We start from the raw sequence: 19041 nt of genomic DNA on the forward strand, positions 1-19041 counted from the left end.
GGCGAAGCCTGGTTTATGCAACATCTGATTGATGGTGACCTGGCTGCTAACAATGGCGGCTGGCAATGGTGTGCCTCGACCGGCATGGATGCAGCACCTTATTTCCGGATTTTTAATCCGGTGAATCAGTCACAGCGTTTCGATCCCAACGGCGACTATATCCGTGAATGGGTTCCAGAACTGGCACATCTGGATGCTAAAACCATTCATGAACCTTATGCCAAAAATCCAGATTTAGGGCTGGATTATCCAAAACCGATTGTCGATTTAAAACAGTCCCGCATCCGGGCAATTGAGGCCTTTAAGAATCTGTAATCAAATTTTGAGTTAAATCATAAAAGAATACTTGCATGAAAGAGGTGGCATGAATGCCACTCTTTCCCCTCTTTGCACTGTAGGTTAAAACAGTATTTAAACTGGCTCAGGACGTCATGTATGGGAAACAAAGAGCTTTAGCCTTGCGGAATCTCAACATATTTTGAAAGTCCTCATGGCCCATCAAAAACAGGGTACTGCCAAACTGATCTTTAAGAATAAAAACTTGGATCAGGCACTTTACCCGTCAGTACCCATTCACCTATTTCCTGATATTTATAATCCACCGGATCATGCAGGGTCTGGGTGCGTACATTGCGCCAGAAACGGTCCAGATTTAGCTTGGCTGTCGTTGCCCGTGCGCCCATGACCTGAAAAATATTCTGAGTGATATACAGTGAAGTATTAGTTGCAGCGATTTTTGCGATGGCAATGGCAATAGATACTTCACCACGCTCTTCAGCTGTTAGATCAGGCCCAACATCCCAAGCCTTTTGCAAAGTCTGAATGGCTTTATTTGCCAATAGACGTACACCTTCTAGCTGTACATAAAAATCGGCAAAATGCTTCTGGGTAAAGGGATCATTGACTGCATTTTCAACCAGTGATTTCGACCAGGCTTTCTGGTTTTGTACCGTCTGCTTGGCTACTTCGAAGGCCCCTTCCGCTACACCGAGGAACATATGCACAAAAATCAGCTGGGCAATCAATGGACGCAGGCTGGAATATGGTGTACTCAATGGCCCTGGATTCAATAACAGCTCATCTTTATGAATTTTCACCTGTTCAAAATGACTGGTCCCGCTGTCGGTTTGACGCTGGCCCATATTGTTCCAGTCACCCAGGAAGCTGACGCCTTCACGCTGGGTTGGAATTACGCCAATCAGTAGTTGGTCCTCTTCGTTATAACCTGAACAGAGCAGGATGTCTGAGTCGATTGAACCGGAACAGAAGCTCTTGTCTCCATGGAAAATATATTCTTGGTCAGAAACTTTAATGGCTGTCGTACGTCGATCCAGCGGGTTTAAGGTATTGCCCCAGAATAGGTTTTTACGTGCAGTCTGTTCAAACCACAAGCCATATTGTTCCGGCTGTGAGAACAGCTGTACCGTCGCAATCAATAAATGATGAAAGCCATAAACATGTGCCAGTGAACTGTCTACGCGTGCAATTGCCTGAATGGTCTGGAAAATTGTCTGCCAGTCTGCACCCAGCCCGCCATATTGCTTTGGAATAGACAACCCGAGCAAGCCACTGTCACGAATCAGGTCGCGTTGCTGCTTGGGATTGCCCCCCTGTTTATCACGTTCAGCTGCGCTCAGGGCAAACTGATCTGCCAGAGACTGAGCAATATCAAGCGGAGATTGATTCAGGTATTGTTGTCGCACATTCATTCTTTTGTACTCATTTCAGCTATCTACAGCATGCCAGAAGCTTAACAGATCAAACTCGGAGCCCATATCCGAAAGCATGCAGAGCTTATCAATGATATAAAAATACCGGCTAAAGAAAGCCGGTATTCTCTTGATTTTACAAAAATTTAAGCTGTTCTTTGCACTTCAGCAATCAGGTTATCCACCACCTGTGGTTCAGCTAAAGTTGAAGTATCACCTAAGCTATCCAGTTCATTCGCTGCAATTTTTCTCAAGATCCGGCGCATGATTTTACCAGAGCGAGTTTTCGGTAATGCTGGCGCCCAGTGCAGTGCATCTGGCGTCGCGACTGGTCCAAGAATCTTGCGCACCCAGGCCACCAGTTCAGCACGCAGTTCTTCCGTACTCTCGGTTCCTGCCTGTAAAGTCACGAAAGCACAGATGCCTTGACCTTTAATATCATGCGGCATACCCACGACTGCAGCTTCAGCTACAGACTCATGTGCCACCAGCGCACTTTCAATTTCAGCTGTTCCCAGACGATGACCGGATACATTCAGCACGTCATCGACACGACCAGTAATCCAGTAATAGCCATCTTCATCCCGACGCGCACCATCACCCGTGAAATAGGTCCCCGGATAAGTCGAGAAATACGCCTCGATAAAGCGTTCCGGATCACCCCAGATGGTGCGCATCTGACCTGGCCAGGAATCCTTGATCACCAGATTACCTTCCACTGCACCTTCCATCTCTTTGCCTTCAGCATCAACAATCGCTGGCTTCACACCAAAGAATGGCCGGGTTGCAGAGCCCGGTTTCAGATCGGTCGCACCCGGTAATGGGGTAATCATGAAACCACCGGTTTCGGTTTGCCACCAGGTATCCACGATCGGACAGCGACTTTCACCGACTACACTGTAGTACCAGTTCCAAGCTTCCGGATTAATCGGTTCACCCACTGAACCGAGCAGGCGCAGGCTGCTGCGGTCACTTTCACGCACAAAGGCATCCCCTTCACGCATCATGGCGCGAATCGCAGTGGGTGCGGTGTAGAGAATAGTGACATTGTGTTTGTCCACGATATGCCCGGTGCGTGCCCAGCTTGGATATTGCGGAACCCCTTCAAACATGACTGTGGTGGTACCGTTCGACAATGGACCATACAGTACATAGGAATGACCCGTAATCCAGCCCACATCAGCGGTACACCAGAACACGTCATCCTGCTTGATGTCGAAAACTTCACGAAAGCTGGAGTTCACATACGTCAGATAACCACCGGTGGTATGCAGTACCCCTTTTGGCTTGCCTGTTGAGCCTGATGTATACAGAATAAACAGAGGATCTTCTGCATTCATGGGTTCCGGTGGGCAGATCTCATTGACCGTCATGATTTCCATGTGATACCACAGATCCCGACCTTCTTTCATTTCGATCGGATTACCCGTGCGATGCACCACCATGACATGCTCTACTGATTCAGTACCAGCAATTTTCAGGGCTTCATCCACATTGGCTTTCAGTGGAATGGGCTTGCCGCCACGCATACCAGAGTCAGCCGTGATGACCATTTTCGCCTGACTGTCCTCAATACGGCTAGCCAGCGAGTCTGGCGAGAAACCGCCAAACACCACGCAATGTACTGCGCCGATACGGGCACAGGCCAGCATGGCAATCGCAGCTTCAGAGACCATTGGCATGTACAGCACCACACGGTCACCTTTCTTGATGCCGTTCTTTTTCAGAACATTGGCAAAGCGGCAGGTTTCATCATACAGCTCATGAAAAGAGATAATCTTGTGACGGGATGGATGATCCCCTTCCCAGATAATTGCCGGCTTATAAGGATGTTCTTTTAGATGGCGGTCCAGACAGTTGGCACTGACATTCAGCTGGCCATCAGCAAACCATTCGATCTTGAAATTATCTTTGTCGAAGCTGGTATCTTTAACTTTGGTAAATGGCTTGATCCAGTCAAGGCGCTGGGCTTGCTCGGCCCAAAACTCATCCGGTTCTTCAATAGAGCGCTGATAGCGTTCGAAATATTCAGCCTCGGTGGTCCGTGCGGTTTTTTTAAATTCTGCTGGTACAGGATAGATCTCTTTCATTATTTACTTCCTTGATCTTATTCCCTCTCATCACGAGAGGTTCATGCCACGTTATTGATTGTTTTTTATGCATAGCTCAGTATGAACGGCTTATCTCAAATTGGACAATCATGCTTTGGTAGTATTCTGATCAATTCATTTAAAACATAGGTTTACAGGTGAATCCAATACATTCCTGTCTAGTTTTCGTATCTCACCATTCCGTTTAATCTTATAATGGTGTTGAATTTTTATACTTTCTTACAGGCAAACATGTTTGCCTGTTTTCAATTACTTGAACTGGCTCAGCCCATGAACTCTAAAGATACTTCGCCATTCTTCTCCCGCTCTCCGGCACCTTCCAATGATAATCCGCTATCTCTTGAAGGGCGCTTTGGCCGGCTCAGCTTTATTGGCTGGTACGCTTTCCTGCATATCATTTTTTTCTTTGCTTCGATTGCCCTCAGTCTGGTCAGCGGTATTTTCAGCCTGACCACCTTGTCTCTGGATAATCGGCAGTTTGTTGATGCACTGACTGGTTTGGCTGGCTTGGGCTATCTGCTGTTGGTTGTGTTCTATCTGTATTTCTATATTGTGGTAGTGGCACGCCGCCTGCATGACCTGAATAAATCTGGCTGGCTGATGCTGCTGATGCTAGTGCCGGTGGTTAATATTTTATTTATTTTCTATCTGCTGCTGGCAAGAGGCACAGCAGGACATAACCGCTTTGGTGCACCGCGACCAACTGCAGTCTGGGAAAAAATTCTGGCCTGGCTGATGATTCTATTGACCGTGTTAAGTCTATTTGCTGCTAGCAGCATGGTATCCTTTATGATGGGAAGTGGTGAGCTGGAAAGTCCACAGGAAGTGATCCAGCAAGGAACAGAATATTTTTAAGCTTATGTTAAATTTTGCTACCACCCGCAAGGGCTATGCAACTTTCTATTAAGTTCAATGTAAAAATCAGGCAAAATAATGCGATTTTTTTATAATCGGGATACTCGTGGCTGAAAAAGACAATGCTCTAAGCCAAGTGACTGAAGGGACCACTGAGCTGTTGCATCAAGCAACTGAAAAAACTGCTCAGACCGTCATTGAGCACACGGCTAAATATAATGATGCGTATTCAACCGTCGATAAATTTATTGAGGCGTTTTGGGAGCGCCTGCCTTATATCTGTATCGCACTGGTAGTTTTCAGTATCTTTTACCTGCTTTCGAAACTGTTCAAGTTTTTTGTGCGTAAAGCGATTGGTGAACGGAGTTACAGTAAACAGAACCTGGTATTGGTACTTAACCGTGTCGGTACATCTGCAATTATTTTTATTGGCTTCCTGATTGCCATGGTCATTGCCATTCCAGGCTTTACACCCGGGCAGCTGATGAGTGCCTTGGGGATTGGTTCGGTGGCGATCGGTTTCGCTTTCAAGGATATTTTCCAGAACCTGTTGTCCGGCGTGCTGATTCTGCTCGGTGAACCGTTTAAAATTGGCGATGACATTATTGTCTCAGGTATGGAAGGCACGGTAGAAGATATCCAGATCCGTGCAACTTTCCTGCGCTCACCCGATGGCCGCCGTATTGTGATTCCAAATGCAACGGTTTATACCAGTGCCGTGACAGTAAATACGGCTTATCCGCGCCGCCGCTGTCAGTTTGTGGTTGGTATTGGCTATGAAGATGATGTGCAGAAAGCCAAGAGTATCATTATGGCAATTCTGGACAAGGATCAGTTGATCCTCAGCCAGCCTGCTTTTAATGTTAATGTGACTCAACTGGCTGACTTCTCGATTAATCTGACGGTAACCTGGTGGGTCGATACCCAGGAAAATTCGACAGGTAATTCAATCAGTACCGTTCAGGAACATGTGATTGAAGCCTTTGCAGAACATGGCATTTCAATTCCTTACCCTGTACAGGAAGTAAAAGTGTACCGTGGTGAAAATATTGAAGATGCTTCAGGCCGTGCTAAACAGTCGACCTAAGACATAAGGGATTACTGTTTCAGTACGGATAATACGGTTGCCAAGGCTCACAGCCTGGCAGCCGTTTTTTATAAGCAGATCTATTTCATAAGGAATAAAACCGCCTTCTGGTCCAATTACCACCGTACACGGATGCTCAATTGCAAAAGGCATTTTGTTTTCAGTATAAGGATGCGCCACATAAGCCGGACAATCTGTACGAATCAAGGTCGGTAGTACATCTTCTACGAAGGGTTTAAAACGTTTATATAATTCGATTTTCGGCGCAATCGTATCCCCGGCCTGTTCCAGTCCCAGCTCTATATAATGATCTAACTGTTGTAAAAATGGGGTTTGCCAATAGCTTTTATCAACCCGATAGCTATGCAGCAAAATGATTTTCTCTACCCCAAGTGTCGCTGCATCCATAATTAAACGACGCAATACTTTCGGACGTGGTAAAGCCACAATCAGCGTCACTGGCAATTTCGCTGGTACGGTTTCTTCTTTTAAGGGTTTCAGACGAACTGTTTTTTCTGTAATTTCGATAATTTCCGTAAGATACCGTTTGCCTTCACGGATACCCACTTTAAGCGTATCACCGACCTGAATATCCAGATACTGCTGTAAATGCTCCAGCTGCCGCTTGGAACTAATCGACCACAGTTCAGATTCAGTTTGGCGAGGATCAAGCAGGACGATGTTCATAACTAAAAACCAATCAAAAGATTTAATTCAGTAACGCATTGTCTGCACGACAATCATCAGCACAACAATGAGTCATATAGGAATCACAACTCAATATAGGAATAACAACTCGCCATTGGCATTCGTGACAGGTGACATGGATATCACCCGTTTGATTGGGGTACATGGATGTATCCTCAATCAAACAAAAGATTTTTGCTACTTTTCATCTCTGAAAAGTAGGTCATCTCTACAATTAAACTTTTAGTAGTAAACCGATATATGCGAGTGTGGTGGAGTTTTACAAATACTGATCTATTACTGCAATATGCTTGGCAAGCGAACCCTGATTCTGCTGCATAATCTTTTGTGCTGCGGTATTTAAACTTTCTGCCTTGAATGAATCATTGAGAATCTTCAGCAAAGTTGTAGCTGCCTGCTGAACATTCTCTACCACTTCTACAGCTTGAGCTTCAACAAACTCATCGACAATAGTCTGGAAGTTAAAATAATTCTTACCCAGAATCGTAGGCACATTTAGTGCGATCGGCTCCAGAATATTATGTCCACCACCAGGCTCATTTAAAGAACCACCGACATAGCAGACTTGGCTAAGTGCATACCACAGCCACATCTCACCCATTGAATCTGCCAGATAAATCTGGGTATCCGCTTCAATTTTCTGTTCCAAACTACGGCGTTGGGTGGTTAAGTTAAGAGCCTGCGCGGCCTGAAACACTTCATCAAAACGTTCCGGATGGCGTGGCACCACAATACACAGTAAGTTTGGATCAGTATCTAGAGCTGCTTTTAATTCGGCCATCAGCTGCTGTTCTTCCGGTGCATGGGTACTGGCCAAGGTAATGATCTTACGGCCTTGTAAAGTCCATTCCCGTTTTAACTCACTCGCACGCTCAATAAACTGCTGTGGTGCCGTGATATCAAACTTGATATTACCTAAAATCTGGGTTTTTTTAGTTTCGATGCCTAAATCAATATAACGTTGTTGCGTTGCAAGATCCTGAGCCAATAGCTGCTGCATTGCGTTCAGCATGCCATGGGTTAGCCCTTTAACCTTGGCATAACCTTGAGCTGATTTTTCTGAAAGACGGGCATTCAGCAACAGACAAGGCACCTTATAATTCTTTGCCTGATCAATGAGATTTGGCCAGAGCTCAGTTTCCATTAATAGCAATAATTTCGGCTGATATTTCTGATAAAAATCCCGAATCAGATGTTTTTGATCGGCAGGCAAATAAACGGCCTGAAATAAATTTAAATAGGGTTCTTTAAGAAAAAGAGATTTGGCGCGTGCCTGACCTGTTTTAGTGGTATTGGTCACCAGCACCGGATGGCCTGATTTTAAATAATATTCAATCAGTGGCTGTGCTGCATTGGTCTCTCCAACCGAAACCACATGAAACCAGATGGCATGTTTGTTTTTTGGGGTCTGAAACGGACCAAAACGCTCAAGCAATTCCTGTTGTAGTTGTTCAGGACTTTCCGCACGCTTGCGAATACGTGACTGATATAAAGGCTTGATCAGTGTCAGTGCCGCGTTGTACCAAAAAGGAGTAGCCAAATGTTGCCCCGAAATTGAGTGAATCGGCAAAATATAACAGAGCCACATCGACATGTTAACCGATGTGGCTCATTTTCAGATTATTCTATTGTGCTTAAAACTTTTACTTCGGCCAAAGTCGGGTAATCAATATAACCCTCAGCCGCCTGACTGCCGATCATATTTTCCAGTTTTAGCTCGTTCAGCGGTGCATCTTGCAACAGACGCTCGTATAGGTCCGGATTGGCAATATAGGCCTTACCAAAAGAGACCGCATCCGCTTTACCTGAGGCTAAAAGTTCAATAGCATCCTCACGGCTCAAGCGCATATTAGCAATATACGGCACGCCACCTGAACGCTGTTTCATATATTCAGAAATGCTGTCTTCAGCTAGATATTCACGGGTAAAGAAAAATGCGATCTGACGTTTGCCCAGCTGCTCCATTGCATAACCAAATGTTTCACGTGGATCATCATCACCCATGTCATGCTCATCACCACGTGGTGCCAGATGCACACCAATACGATCTGCGCCCCAGACTTCGATCAAGGCATCTACCACTTCCAGCAGGAAACGAGCCCGGTTTTCAACAGAACCACCGTATTCATCTTCACGCTTGTTGGTCTTGGTTTGCAGGAACTGGTCAATCAGATAACCATTGGCGCCATGCAACTCTACCCCATCGAAACCGGCGTCTTTGGCACGAATAGCAGCTTGCTTATATTGCTCGGTAATGGCATGAATTTCTGAGATTTCCAGCGGACGTGGAAGAACATAAGGGCGCTTAGGACGTAACAGGCTGACATGACCGGCTTGTTGTACTGAACTTGCAGATACCGGTGTTTCACCATTTAACAGCTCTGGATCAGAAACACGCCCCACATGCCATAGTTGGGCAACGATTAAACCACCCTTCTCATGTACAGCATTGGTTACCAGTTTCCAGCCTTCAACCTGTGCATCTGTAAATAGACCAGGTGTATTGCGGTAACCATTGGCTTCTTCAGAAATGACAGTCGCTTCAGAAATGATCAGGCCTGCACTTGCACGTTGGGCATAGTACTCAGCTATCATCGCGGTTGGGACACGCTCATCAGTTGCACGACTACGGGTTAAAGGTGCCATGATGACACGGTTTTTTAATTCAAGCGCACCCAGTTTCAGGGGGGTATTTAATTCAGCCATACTGACTCCGACCTCCAGATCTGTTTTAGAGGTGTTGTTGTAGATGTTCGATGTACTGCTGAATCAAAGCTTCGTTGCGGGAGAAATATGACCATTGCCCATGTCTAGTGGCAGTAATTAATCCCGCCTGCTGTAACACGGACAAATGATTGGACATGGTGGACTGCGAAACTTGCCCTAATTTTTCAATCTGGCCCGCACAAACACCACGCTGAAAGCCGCCACATTCTTCGGCAGACAGAAACTGCTCTGGTGTTTTTAACCATTCCAGAATTTGCCGGCGTGTGGGATTTGCCAGTGCTTTAAAGATCAGATCAAAGTCCATAGTCACATCACATAGTCGTGCGCAACAAAGCTGATTGCAGCATTTATCCCATTATATCGTATTTTTTCGATTTATATATCGAATATTTTAGATATAAGAGTCACAAACTGTATCTGCTTTGCTACGCAGAGAGTTAAAAGGTCTGCTTACAGGCCTTGTTTCAAGCTTGCTTCAATAAATTTATCCAGATCACCATCCAGAACTGCACCTGTATTTGAATTTTCAACACCAGTACGTAAGTCTTTGATACGTGAGTCATCCAGTACATAAGAACGGATCTGGCTACCCCAACCAATGTCAGACTTCGAGTCTTCTAATGCCTGAGCGGCTTCATTACGTTTGCTCATTTCCAGTTCATAGAGTTTTGCACGTAACTGTTTCCAGGCATGGTCACGGTTGGCATGTTGTGAACGCTGGTTTTGACAGGCCACCACAATACCGGTTGGAATATGGGTCAGACGTACCGCAGAGTCAGTTTTGTTAATGTGCTGACCACCGGCACCCGAGGCACGGTAAGTATCGGTACGGACATCTGAAGGATTGATTTCAATCTCAATATTGTCATCTACTTCAGGCGATACAAATACTGCAGAGAATGAGGTATGACGGCGGTTACCCGAGTCAAATGGTGATTTACGTACTAGACGGTGTACACCTGATTCGGTACGTAACCAGCCATAGGCATACTCACCTTCTACACGGATCGTAGCAGACTTAATCCCGGCTACATCACCGTCAGACTCTTCCATCACTTCTGCTTTAAAACCATGACGTTCAATCCAGCGCATGTACATACGCAGCAGCATCGATGCCCAGTCTTGTGCTTCTGTACCACCTGAACCTGCCTGAATTTCCACATAGCATGGATTCGGATCCATCGGATTACTGAACATACGACGGAATTCAAGCTTTGCCAGCTCTTCCTCTGCTGTTGTCAATTCTGCCTGTACATCTTCAAGCATGGCTTCTTCATCGGCTTCTACAGCCAGATCAAGCATGGCTTGTGCATCTTCAAGCTGATTCGCCAGACCATCCAGTACATTCAGTACATTCTCAAGCTCGCCTTTTTCTTTGGCCATAGCCTGCGCACGGTTCTGATCATTCCAGATGGCTGGATCTTCTAATTCACGGAGAACCTCTTCCAAACGCTCTTTTTTCAGATCGTAGTCAAAGATACCCCCGTAGTGTTTGACCACGTTCGTTCAAGTCTTTTAGCTGGAGTAGATAAGGATTAATTTCCACGTGAATTTCTCTCAATCAATAAGGCATAAATTTTTAGCAGGCAATTATATCACAGTCCTTTCCCGCAGTTTGAACAGGACATCTGTATGATTTCTGCCTGCCATAAATATTTATTTCAATAATTCAACTCAATCAATTTAGCAGTGTTGATTCATCTTCATATAGAGAGAAAATGCATTCAAAATGAATTTTATTAACGAAAAACTTCTAATTTTTTAAAACTCAACCAGTCTTTTTAATCATAAATTTTCTGATTATTTATTAATCAAAATCTCTAAAATTCACAATCTTTACATAGTTTTAATAAAACAAAACATTGTTTTTTTTATTTATATTTCAATGAATTAAAATCATAAAATTACACAAAATTACTGAATTGACATTAATGTAACTTTCCCTTGATTGACGATCTGTCGATTTGGGCTAGACTGAAACTGTAACAAAAAATGTATTAAATCCCAGCCAAAATTTCAGAGGGGAGTATCCGCATGAAAAAATTAGCAATCGCTTCAGCACTAATTTCAGCCGTAGCTTTTACGGGTACCGCAGCACATGCTTATCAAGCAGAAATTGGTGCATCAGCAGGCTTAACAGATCCGGACAACGGTAGTTCAAGCGGCTCTTTCGGTGTAGATGGCACTTACTACTTTAATCCTGTACAAACGCGTAATTCACCATTAGCCGAAGCTGCTTTCCTTGATCGTGCAAGTAATGTGAAAGCTGAATACCATTATGATGAAATTGGTGATGCTGAAGCACATCGTTACGGTGTCGGTGCAGAATACTTTGTACCGAATTCAGACTTCTATCTAGGTGGTAAGGTGAGTGGTCATGACTTGCAAGACAATGATGACTTCGATAATGACCTAACGACTTATGCTGCAGAAGTGGGTTACCTTCCAGCACCAGGCTTATTGATTGCTGCTGGTGTGAAAGGATGGGATAACGACCGTGATGACGGTGTAGATCCAACACTTCGTGCAAAATATGTGACTACCTTAAGCAACGGTAAAGACATTAACCTTGAAGCTGGTGCCGCTTTTGGTGATCTTGATGAGTACAACCTGAAAGCTGACTACTTTATCGATAAAACTCTAAGCGTTGGTGCTGACTATCAGAACAATGACCTTATCGACCGTAGTGAATTTGGTGTGAGTGCACGTAAATTCATCAACCAGCAAGTTAGCCTTGAAGGCCGTGTAGGCTTTGGTGAAGCAGGTAATAATGACTACAACAAATTTGGTGTAGCTGCAAAATACCGCTTCTAATCTAAGTTAGACATAGCTTTAATAAAAAAGCCCTTCTTCGGAGGGGCTTTTTAATGCACCAAAATAAGACCAATGGTCTTGACCATAAGAATAAAAAACATACAATTTGTTACAAGTATAAAATTTTAAGTTTTATCAATAACAACCGAGACTTTTACATGTTAAAAAAAATTGTACTTGTAACTGCCCTGCTGGGCACATTTGGTTTGAGCCATGCTTATCAGGCTGAAGTAGGTGGCACTATTGAGATCCTAGACCGCGACCAAGGTGGTTCAGATGTAGGTTTTTCGATTGATGGCACTCATTACTTCAGCCCAGTTCAAATCAAAAATTACCCTTTAAACGAAGCTGCATTCTTAAATCGCGCGAGCAATATAAATGGTGCTTTAAGTTATGTAGATGACTCAGAGATTTTTGGGATTCAAGCAGGTATTGAATACTTTGTTCCAAATTCAGATTTTTACTTGAGTGGTAGTCTTTCTCATTTTGATAATGATTTTGGGGATTTAACCAGTTATAGCGCTGAAGCAGGCTACTTACCAGTTCCTGGTTTATTAGTTGCTTTAGGACTTATCGGCATTTCTGAAGATGATGCAGATGATGAAATTGATCCAACGTTACGTGCGAAATATGTAACTCAAGTTGGAACTTATGATATGAATTTTGAAGCTGGTGCGAGTTTCGGTGACATCGATGCGTATAATCTGGGAGCTGATTTATATCTAGATAAAACCTTTAGTGTAGGTATTGGATATACTGATTCTGACTTAGAAGGTACTGACGTATTTAGTATACGTGCTAAAAAATTCTTTTCTCAGCAATTTAGTTTAGAAGGTGGTATTACTTTTGGTGACAATGCTGACATCTTCGGTGTACGTGGTGCCTATCGCTTCTAATTAAATATTACAGAGTATAAAAAAACCGCTCAAAAGAGCGGTTTTTTTTATTTACTGTTCCAGATGTGCAATCCGCATCTGCAAACTGACATTGCCATTAAAGATATTTTTGTCCAGTTCATAGACCAGACGTACACTGTCCTGCATTGGATCGAACTGATATTTATTGGCTGCATTAAAAGCAATCGCATCCACCACCTGTCCATTTTCCAACGCCACTCGCAGCTTCAGATGTACCTCTTTAAGCCAGCGATAATCCAATACTTTAAATATGCCTTCAAATATAGGTTGTGGAAACTTTTGTCCCCATGGGCTCAGATTATGCAGAAGATCTACTGTATCAATCTGAAATGCAGAGGCTGGCAGCTCACCATCAGTCCATAACGTTGCAGTAAACAGACTTTCATCCATACAGCCTATTAACTGTTCAAAGGTCTGCTTAAATTCAGCAAAATGTGCTTTTTTAATGGTCAGGCCTGCCGCAGCTGCATGCCCACCAAAGTGACTGACAATATGTGGATTTTGTTCAGCGACCCGCTCAATCGCATCACGGATATGAATCCCCTCAATTGAACGGGCAGAACCCTTGATATGAATGCCATCTTCATCTGCAGCAAAAACAATACTTGGACGATGAAACTGTTCTTTTAAACGCCCAGCGACAATTCCAATCACGCCTTGATGCCAATGCTGTTCAAACATGATCAGGGCAGCTGGCAGCTCCATTTCATCCAGCTGGATTTTTTCCAGTTCAGCCAGCGCCTCCTGCTTGATCTTGCCTTCGACCTGACGGCGCTCGACATTGAGCTGATTCAGCTGTTCTGCGAGTGGATAAGCAGTTGCCAGATCTTTAGCGAGTAGACATTCAATCCCGATATCCATGGTTTCCATACGTCCAGCCGCATTAATGCGCGGACCGAGTACAAAACCGAGATCTTGGGCTTTTAAAGTTGCTGCATCCCGCCCTGCGATTTCCAGCAGTGCACTAATCCCTGGACGGCATAAGTGCTGCTGAATCCGCTTCAGCCCAGCGTCAACCAAAATACGGTTGTTATAGTCCAGGCTAGCTACATCTGCATAGGTTCCCAGTGCCACCAGATCCAGATAGTTGGTGATTACTGTAGAAGACTTACCAAGCTTCTTACGATGGGTAGATAGATTGGCTAATACATAGAAAGCCACGCCTACCCCAGCCAGTGCCTTGCTTGGGAATTCACAACCAAGCTGATTTGGATTGACCACTGCTTCAGCAGCAGGTGTCGGTTTGGTGGTAAGATGGTGATCAGTGATAATCACTTGCATACAATGATCTTGTGCCTGTTTCACCCCGTCATGACTGGAAATCCCATTATCCACAGTAATGAGCAGATCAGGGGTAAAACTGGCAAATGCCAGATCAGCAATTGCCGGCGTTAAGCCATAGCCATATTTAAAACGGTCTGGGACCAGATAATCAACATCCGCTCCCATATCACGCAGTGCCAGCAGCATTAATGCCGTACTGGTGGCACCATCGGCATCATAATCACCGACAATCACGATTTTCTGACCTGCATCAATCGCTGCATCGATCAGCTGAATGGCTTCCGGCAAGCCTTTCATGCTCGGTGCCAACAAATGCTTGAGTTTCAGCTCCAGCTCCTGCTGCGATTCCACTCCACGGCGTGCCAGAATCTCTGCAATAAAAGACGGTACGTCCTGAAAAGATTCAGGACGGGTCAGTAAAGGGCGCTGCTTGATTTCAAGTTTTGGCATTTATGGCATCAGTCGCTGCAATGTCCAGGCATCGTCAGTCCTGGTATAACTCAGACGATCATGCAAACGATTTGGACGTCCTTGCCAGAATTCATAATAATCAGGTACTAAACGGTAACCACCCCAGAATTCTGGCTTATCAAGCTGTTCCTGGTTTGCCATCGTATCATGGTAGTCCCAGAAACGCTGCTGCAGTTCATCGCGACTGGCAATCACACCACTCTGGGGCGTACTGACATGCGCAGCAATCTGACTGTCACGTGGACGCTTATGATAATAATCTGTGGATTCTTCTTTGGAGATTTTAACTACACGCCCAGAAACACGGATTTGTCGTTCCTGCTCCTGCCAGTAAAATAGCAGCTCAGCATAAGGATTTACCTCAAGGTCCATCCCTTTCTGGCTATCATAATTGGTATAGAAAGCATAACCATCTGGAGTCGCCCCACGCAGCAAGACTGTGCGTACATGCGGACGACCTTGCGCATTTGCCGTAGCCAGTGACATGGCATAAGGCTCATGCAATTGCGCTGCCAGGGCATGGTTAAACCAGAGCAAAAACTGTTCATGTGGATCCAGTTTAACCTGATCCTCAAGCAGCTCGCCTTTCTGATAATTCAGGCGTAGTTCACTCAGATCTTTAATTAAATCAGTCATTCCATCTCTCTATAATCAGTCAGCAAGTTTAGGCAGCATTGGCACGTATAGCATCTGCCAATGAATGGGCCAGTGTAGTGACTTCATCCAGGTCTTCGCCTTCCACCATAACACGAATAACCGGCTCAGTACCTGACTTACGAATCAGCAAGCGGCCACGGCCTTTCAGCTGTTGTTCTGCTTTTTCAAATTCAGCAGCAAGCGCAGGGACGGCGTACGGATCAAACATGGCGTCCAGACGCACATTGACCAATACGTTCGGTAACAAGCGGAAATCAGCTACCAGTTCATGCAGGGCTTTCTTCTGCTCAACCATCACCGTCAATACTTGTAGCGCAGCAATAATGGCATCACCCGTGGTGCTCTTGTCTAGTGTCAGGATATGACCGGATGGCTCACCGCCAGTGACCCAGCCCTTTTGCTCCAGACCTTGTAATACATAACGGTCACCCACCTTGGCACGCAAGAATGGGACTTGGGCTTTTTCTAGAGCCAATTCCAGCGCCATATTACTCATGAGTGTGCCCACAATTCCTGCTGGCTTATTTTTGGCCTGAGTCGCAAGGATATACAGAATATGGTCACCAGTAATCTGCTCACCGTTTTTGTCGACCATAATGACACGGTCAGCATCTCCATCAAAGGCAATCCCAAGATCAGCCTGATATTCAATGACTGCTTTTTGCAGATTCTCAGGATGAGTTGAGCCACAGTCTTTATTGATATTAAGGCCATCAGGATCATCAAACATTGCAATAACTTTTGCGCCCAATTCACGGAACACTGCAGGACCCACGTTATAGGCTGCCCCATTGGCACAATCCACTACAATCGTTAAATCATTCAGATCTAAATGATAAGGGAATGTCGATTTACAGAATTCGATATAACGGCCATTGGCATCTTTGACACGGAAACTTTTACCCAGATTCGCCGTATCTTCAATCACCAGTTCTTTTTCGAGTTCCTGATTAATTTCATCCTGCAAAGTATCTGGCAGTTTTTTGCCCTCACCCGAGAAGAATTTAATCCCGTTATCAAAATACGGATTATGAGAAGCTGAAATAACAATACCCAGACTGGCATGCAGTGCACGGGTCAAATGGGCAATTGCAGGAGTCGGTAATGGACCCAGTAAATGTACATAAACACCTGCTGCGTTCAGGCCCGCCTGCAAGGCAGATTCCAAAATATAGCCTGATAAACGCGTATCTTTCCCCATCACCACCAGCGGTTTATTTTTCTTGCTATATCGCTTGAGTACCTTTCCTGCAGCAAAGCCTAATTTAAGCGCAAACTCAGGCGTAATTGGCAATTCGCCAAACTTGCCACGGATACCATCGGTGCCAAAATAACTCATCGTTGTCTCACTTCTTATTGGGTGATTTCCATCATCCATTTTTACAATGTGTGACACTTTACACCAAAACAAAAAAGCCGTCATTGCTATGACGGCTTTTTTCGAACGAGTGCAGAAAGGAAATTAGCCAACGCGATAATTCGGCGCTTCCTTGGTAATCGTCACGTCATGTACGTGAGATTCAGACATACCTGCAGAAGTGATTTTCACAAACTTCGCATTTTGGCGAAGATCTTCAATCACTGCAGAACCGGTATAACCCATAGATGAACGCAGACCACCCATCATCTGATGCACGATGTTACCCATTGGGCCTTTATAAGGTACACGCCCTTCAATGCCTTCTGGAACCAGTTTCTCGGCACCCGCTTTAGAATCCTGGAAATAACGATCTGCAGAACCTGTTGCTCCAGCCATCGCACCTAATGAGCCCATACCACGGTAAGCTTTATAGTAGCGGCCCTGGAAGAACTCAACTTCACCTGGTGCTTCTTCGGTACCAGCCAACAGTGAACCCACCATGATGGTGCTTGCACCAGCGCCAATCGCTTTTGCCATATCGCCAGAGAAACGGATACCACCATCAGCAATCAATGGAATCTGTTCTTTCAATGCATTCGCAACTGAATCGATTGCAGAGATTTGCGGCATACCAATACCGGCAACAATACGCGTCGTACAGATTGAACCAGGACCGATACCCACTTTAACAGCATCTGCACCAGCATCCAGAAGTGCAAGTGCAGCATCACCCGTTGCAATGTTACCGCCAATCACCTGAACTTGTGGGAAGTTCTGTTTTACCCAACGTACACGTTCAATCACACCAGCAGAGTGACCATGTGCAGTATCGACGACAATCACGTCTACACCAGCTTCAACCAATGCTTCAACACGGCTTGGTGTTTCTGCACCCGTACCAACTGCAGCACCCACGCGTAGGCGACCTAAGTCATCTTTACAGCTGTTTGGATAGCTTTCAGCTTTGCGGAAATCTGTAACCGTGATCAAACCTTTCAGTTCTTGCTGTTCATTTACCACCAGAACTTTTTCGATACGGTGTTTTTGCAGTAAGGCCTGGATGTTTTCTTTCGACTCACCTTCACGAACTGTGACCAGACGATCCTGACCTGTCATGATGTTACTGACTGGCTGTTCAAGATTGGTTTCAAAGCGTGTATCACGACCTGTCACGATACCAACCACTTTGCCATCTTTAACAACAGGTACACCGCTAATATTGTTTGCCTGAGTTAAGGCAATCAACTCACGAACGGTAGTTTCTGGGGTAACAATGATTGGATCTTTCACCATACCCGCTTCGAATTTCTTCACACGACGTACTTCAGCAGCCTGTGCAGCAATATCCATGTTCTTGTGCAGAATACCGATACCACCATTTTGCGCCATTGCAATCGCCATACGGGATTCAGTCACCGTATCCATAGCTGCAGACACAAGAGGAATATTCAGGTTAATGCCGCGAGTCAGGCGTGTCTTTAGAGAGACATCTTTTGGGAGAACAGTAGAGTAGGCAGGGAGTAATAGGACATCATCGAAGGTTAACGCGTCTTGAACGATGGTCAACATAACAGTCTCACTGGTAATTTCCGTGCGCCATTATAAACAAATTTAGCTCTAAATTTCATTGCAATTGCAAAATTTATTTTGTCGAAATCTGGACTTAGATTTAATTTAACTGCCTAAATTTATAAATTCGACTATTCAATCAACAGTTTAAATATTCCAGTATAGCAGGATGATCAATTGAGCTTACAAAATCATTTATACACTTCTTCTTTTCCACAGATAGTGAAATAAAAAAACAGATCATGGAAAGATAATCATTTGCCTGCAACATGGCAGATTCGAGGCTCAATCATACCAACACTTATACCCAATAAAAAAGCAGAGCCTAAGCCCTGCTTTTGTAAATCTTGCATGCAGATTTAGCTGACGCGCTCAAAGTTATCGTCATTCCCGGCTTCATCCCGATCGATCTGGATGAATGGAATCATATTATGGGCAATGCGGGCTTTATTACACTGCGCACCTGCAACCTGTACTTCCTTACATGAAGTACTGCGTAGCTCATACATACCACAACTGACCTGCTCACCAATCGTACCTTGTAATGCAATACAGCGCGGATTTTTCTGATTGGTCCCTGCCATACACGAATACACCGATGTAACAGGTTCCGTATAGTGCTCTGGCATCGGAATGCCCTCGGCCCAGTAAAACGACACCCTGAAATGGGCGCAACATGCGCCACAACTTAAACATGCATCCTGTGTTGGAACTTGAGACAACATTTTTTATAAATTCTCGTCATCAAAAAGATTTTTTGGAATCCGAAAAT

17 protein-coding genes are annotated in these 19041 nt (G+C 44.7%); 5 read left to right on the plus strand and 12 right to left on the minus strand.

Annotation, left to right across the window (positions count from 1 at the left end):
- Positions 1-315, plus strand: a 315-nt coding sequence (locus B3D47_RS12750) for an FAD-binding domain-containing protein (RefSeq protein WP_286862330.1), incomplete at its 5' end; no start/stop codon positions are given.
- A 212-nt stretch (positions 316-527) separates the two neighbouring features.
- Here the strand turns inward: B3D47_RS12750 and B3D47_RS12755 are convergent.
- Positions 528-1709, minus strand: a complete 1182-nt coding sequence (locus B3D47_RS12755; protein WP_286862332.1) for an acyl-CoA dehydrogenase family protein — start codon at positions 1707-1709, stop codon at positions 528-530.
- Between the two features lie 146 nt (positions 1710-1855).
- Positions 1856-3799: an acetate--CoA ligase gene (gene acs, locus B3D47_RS12760; protein WP_286862334.1), complete on the minus strand. Its 1944-nt coding sequence runs from the start codon at positions 3797-3799 to the stop codon at positions 1856-1858.
- Between the two features lie 252 nt (positions 3800-4051).
- Between acs and B3D47_RS12765 the strand changes: the two genes are divergently transcribed.
- Together B3D47_RS12765 and B3D47_RS12770 are read left to right on the plus strand one after the other, a co-directional pair.
- Positions 4052-4675: a DUF805 domain-containing protein gene (locus tag B3D47_RS12765; protein ID WP_005220597.1), complete on the plus strand. Its 624-nt coding sequence runs from the start codon at positions 4052-4054 to the stop codon at positions 4673-4675.
- A gap of 106 nt (positions 4676-4781) precedes the next feature.
- Positions 4782-5762, plus strand: coding sequence for a mechanosensitive ion channel family protein (locus tag B3D47_RS12770; RefSeq protein WP_163172463.1), 981 nt, complete (start codon positions 4782-4784; stop codon positions 5760-5762).
- Here B3D47_RS12770 and B3D47_RS12775 read toward each other — a convergent pair.
- From B3D47_RS12775 to prfB, 5 genes are all read right to left on the minus strand, one after another.
- Positions 5736-6449, minus strand: coding sequence for a 16S rRNA (uracil(1498)-N(3))-methyltransferase (locus B3D47_RS12775; protein WP_286862337.1), 714 nt, complete (start codon positions 6447-6449; stop codon positions 5736-5738). The genes B3D47_RS12770 and B3D47_RS12775 overlap by 27 nt on opposite strands.
- A 280-nt stretch (positions 6450-6729) precedes the next feature.
- Complete coding sequence (locus B3D47_RS12780; protein WP_286862339.1) at positions 6730-8010, minus strand: 3-deoxy-D-manno-octulosonic acid transferase; 1281 nt, start codon at positions 8008-8010, stop codon at positions 6730-6732.
- An 80-nt stretch (positions 8011-8090) separates the two neighbouring features.
- Positions 8091-9176 (minus strand): alkene reductase, encoded by a 1086-nt coding sequence (locus B3D47_RS12785; RefSeq protein ID WP_286862340.1) that lies wholly within the window; start codon positions 9174-9176, stop codon positions 8091-8093.
- A gap of 25 nt (positions 9177-9201) precedes the next feature.
- Entirely contained in the window at positions 9202-9501 is a 300-nt protein-coding gene (locus B3D47_RS12790) for an ArsR/SmtB family transcription factor (RefSeq protein ID WP_286862453.1), read from the minus strand.
- Positions 9502-9647: 146 nt separating this feature from the next.
- A protein-coding gene (gene prfB / locus B3D47_RS12795; RefSeq protein ID WP_099046667.1) for a peptide chain release factor 2 occupies positions 9648-10743 on the minus strand; the annotation gives its coding sequence in 2 pieces (ribosomal slippage) (positions 9648-10670 and positions 10672-10743; 1095 coding nt in all).
- A gap of 488 nt (positions 10744-11231) precedes the next feature.
- Between prfB and B3D47_RS12800 the strand changes: the two genes are divergently transcribed.
- Entirely contained in the window at positions 11232-12011 is a 780-nt protein-coding gene (locus B3D47_RS12800) for a putative porin (RefSeq protein WP_286862342.1), read from the plus strand.
- A gap of 158 nt (positions 12012-12169) precedes the next feature.
- The gene (locus B3D47_RS12805) at positions 12170-12907 is read left to right on the plus strand and encodes a putative porin (protein ID WP_286862455.1); all 738 of its coding nucleotides are present in this window, start codon (positions 12170-12172) and stop codon (positions 12905-12907) included.
- Positions 12908-12958: 51 nt separating this feature from the next.
- Here the strand turns inward: B3D47_RS12805 and recJ are convergent, their stop codons facing one another.
- The 5 genes from recJ to B3D47_RS12830 all read right to left on the minus strand — a co-directional run bounded on the left by recJ (position 12959) and on the right by B3D47_RS12830 (position 18994).
- A complete protein-coding gene (gene recJ / locus B3D47_RS12810) occupies positions 12959-14662 on the minus strand; it encodes a single-stranded-DNA-specific exonuclease RecJ (RefSeq protein WP_286862343.1) in 1704 nt (567 codons plus the stop codon).
- The gene (gene pdxH / locus B3D47_RS12815; RefSeq protein ID WP_278364019.1) at positions 14663-15319 is read right to left on the minus strand and encodes a pyridoxamine 5'-phosphate oxidase; all 657 of its coding nucleotides are present in this window, start codon (positions 15317-15319) and stop codon (positions 14663-14665) included. It lies immediately after the preceding gene.
- Positions 15320-15347: 28 nt separating this feature from the next.
- Positions 15348-16679 (minus strand): phosphoglucosamine mutase, encoded by a 1332-nt coding sequence (gene glmM / locus B3D47_RS12820; RefSeq protein WP_004813735.1) that lies wholly within the window; start codon positions 16677-16679, stop codon positions 15348-15350.
- Positions 16680-16802: 123 nt separating this feature from the next.
- Positions 16803-18269 (minus strand): IMP dehydrogenase, encoded by a 1467-nt coding sequence (gene guaB / locus B3D47_RS12825; RefSeq protein WP_004813737.1) that lies wholly within the window; start codon positions 18267-18269, stop codon positions 16803-16805.
- A 359-nt stretch (positions 18270-18628) separates the two neighbouring features.
- Positions 18629-18994 (minus strand): YkgJ family cysteine cluster protein, encoded by a 366-nt coding sequence (locus B3D47_RS12830; RefSeq protein ID WP_163172477.1) that lies wholly within the window; start codon positions 18992-18994, stop codon positions 18629-18631.
- Positions 18995-19041: the final 47 nt, after the last annotated feature.

Origin of the sequence: Acinetobacter sp. UBA3461 (assembly GCF_002381195.1) — a bacterium.
Classification (GTDB): Bacteria; Pseudomonadota; Gammaproteobacteria; order Pseudomonadales; family Moraxellaceae; genus Acinetobacter; species Acinetobacter schindleri.

Coding starts and splice junctions, on each gene's coding strand:
- B3D47_RS12755 (WP_286862332.1), bottom strand. CDS start 1,709: ATGAATGTGCGACAACAATACCTGAATCAATCTCCGCTTGATATTGCT.
- acs (WP_286862334.1), bottom strand. CDS start 3,799: ATGAAAGAGATCTATCCTGTACCAGCAGAATTTAAAAAAACCGCACGG.
- B3D47_RS12765 (WP_005220597.1), top strand. CDS start 4,052: ATGTTTGCCTGTTTTCAATTACTTGAACTGGCTCAGCCCATGAACTCT.
- B3D47_RS12775 (WP_286862337.1), bottom strand. CDS start 6,449: ATGAACATCGTCCTGCTTGATCCTCGCCAAACTGAATCTGAACTGTGG.
- B3D47_RS12785 (WP_286862340.1), bottom strand. CDS start 9,176: ATGGCTGAATTAAATACCCCCCTGAAACTGGGTGCGCTTGAATTAAAA.
- B3D47_RS12790 (WP_286862453.1), bottom strand. CDS start 9,501: ATGGACTTTGATCTGATCTTTAAAGCACTGGCAAATCCCACACGCCGG.
- B3D47_RS12800 (WP_286862342.1), top strand. CDS start 11,232: ATGAAAAAATTAGCAATCGCTTCAGCACTAATTTCAGCCGTAGCTTTT.
- B3D47_RS12805 (WP_286862455.1), top strand. CDS start 12,170: ATGTTAAAAAAAATTGTACTTGTAACTGCCCTGCTGGGCACATTTGGT.
- recJ (WP_286862343.1), bottom strand. CDS start 14,662: ATGCCAAAACTTGAAATCAAGCAGCGCCCTTTACTGACCCGTCCTGAA.
- pdxH (WP_278364019.1), bottom strand. CDS start 15,319: ATGACTGATTTAATTAAAGATCTGAGTGAACTACGCCTGAATTATCAG.
- glmM (WP_004813735.1), bottom strand. CDS start 16,679: ATGAGTTATTTTGGCACCGATGGTATCCGTGGCAAGTTTGGCGAATTG.
- guaB (WP_004813737.1), bottom strand. CDS start 18,269: ATGTTGACCATCGTTCAAGACGCGTTAACCTTCGATGATGTCCTATTA.
- B3D47_RS12830 (WP_163172477.1), bottom strand. CDS start 18,994: ATGTTGTCTCAAGTTCCAACACAGGATGCATGTTTAAGTTGTGGCGCA.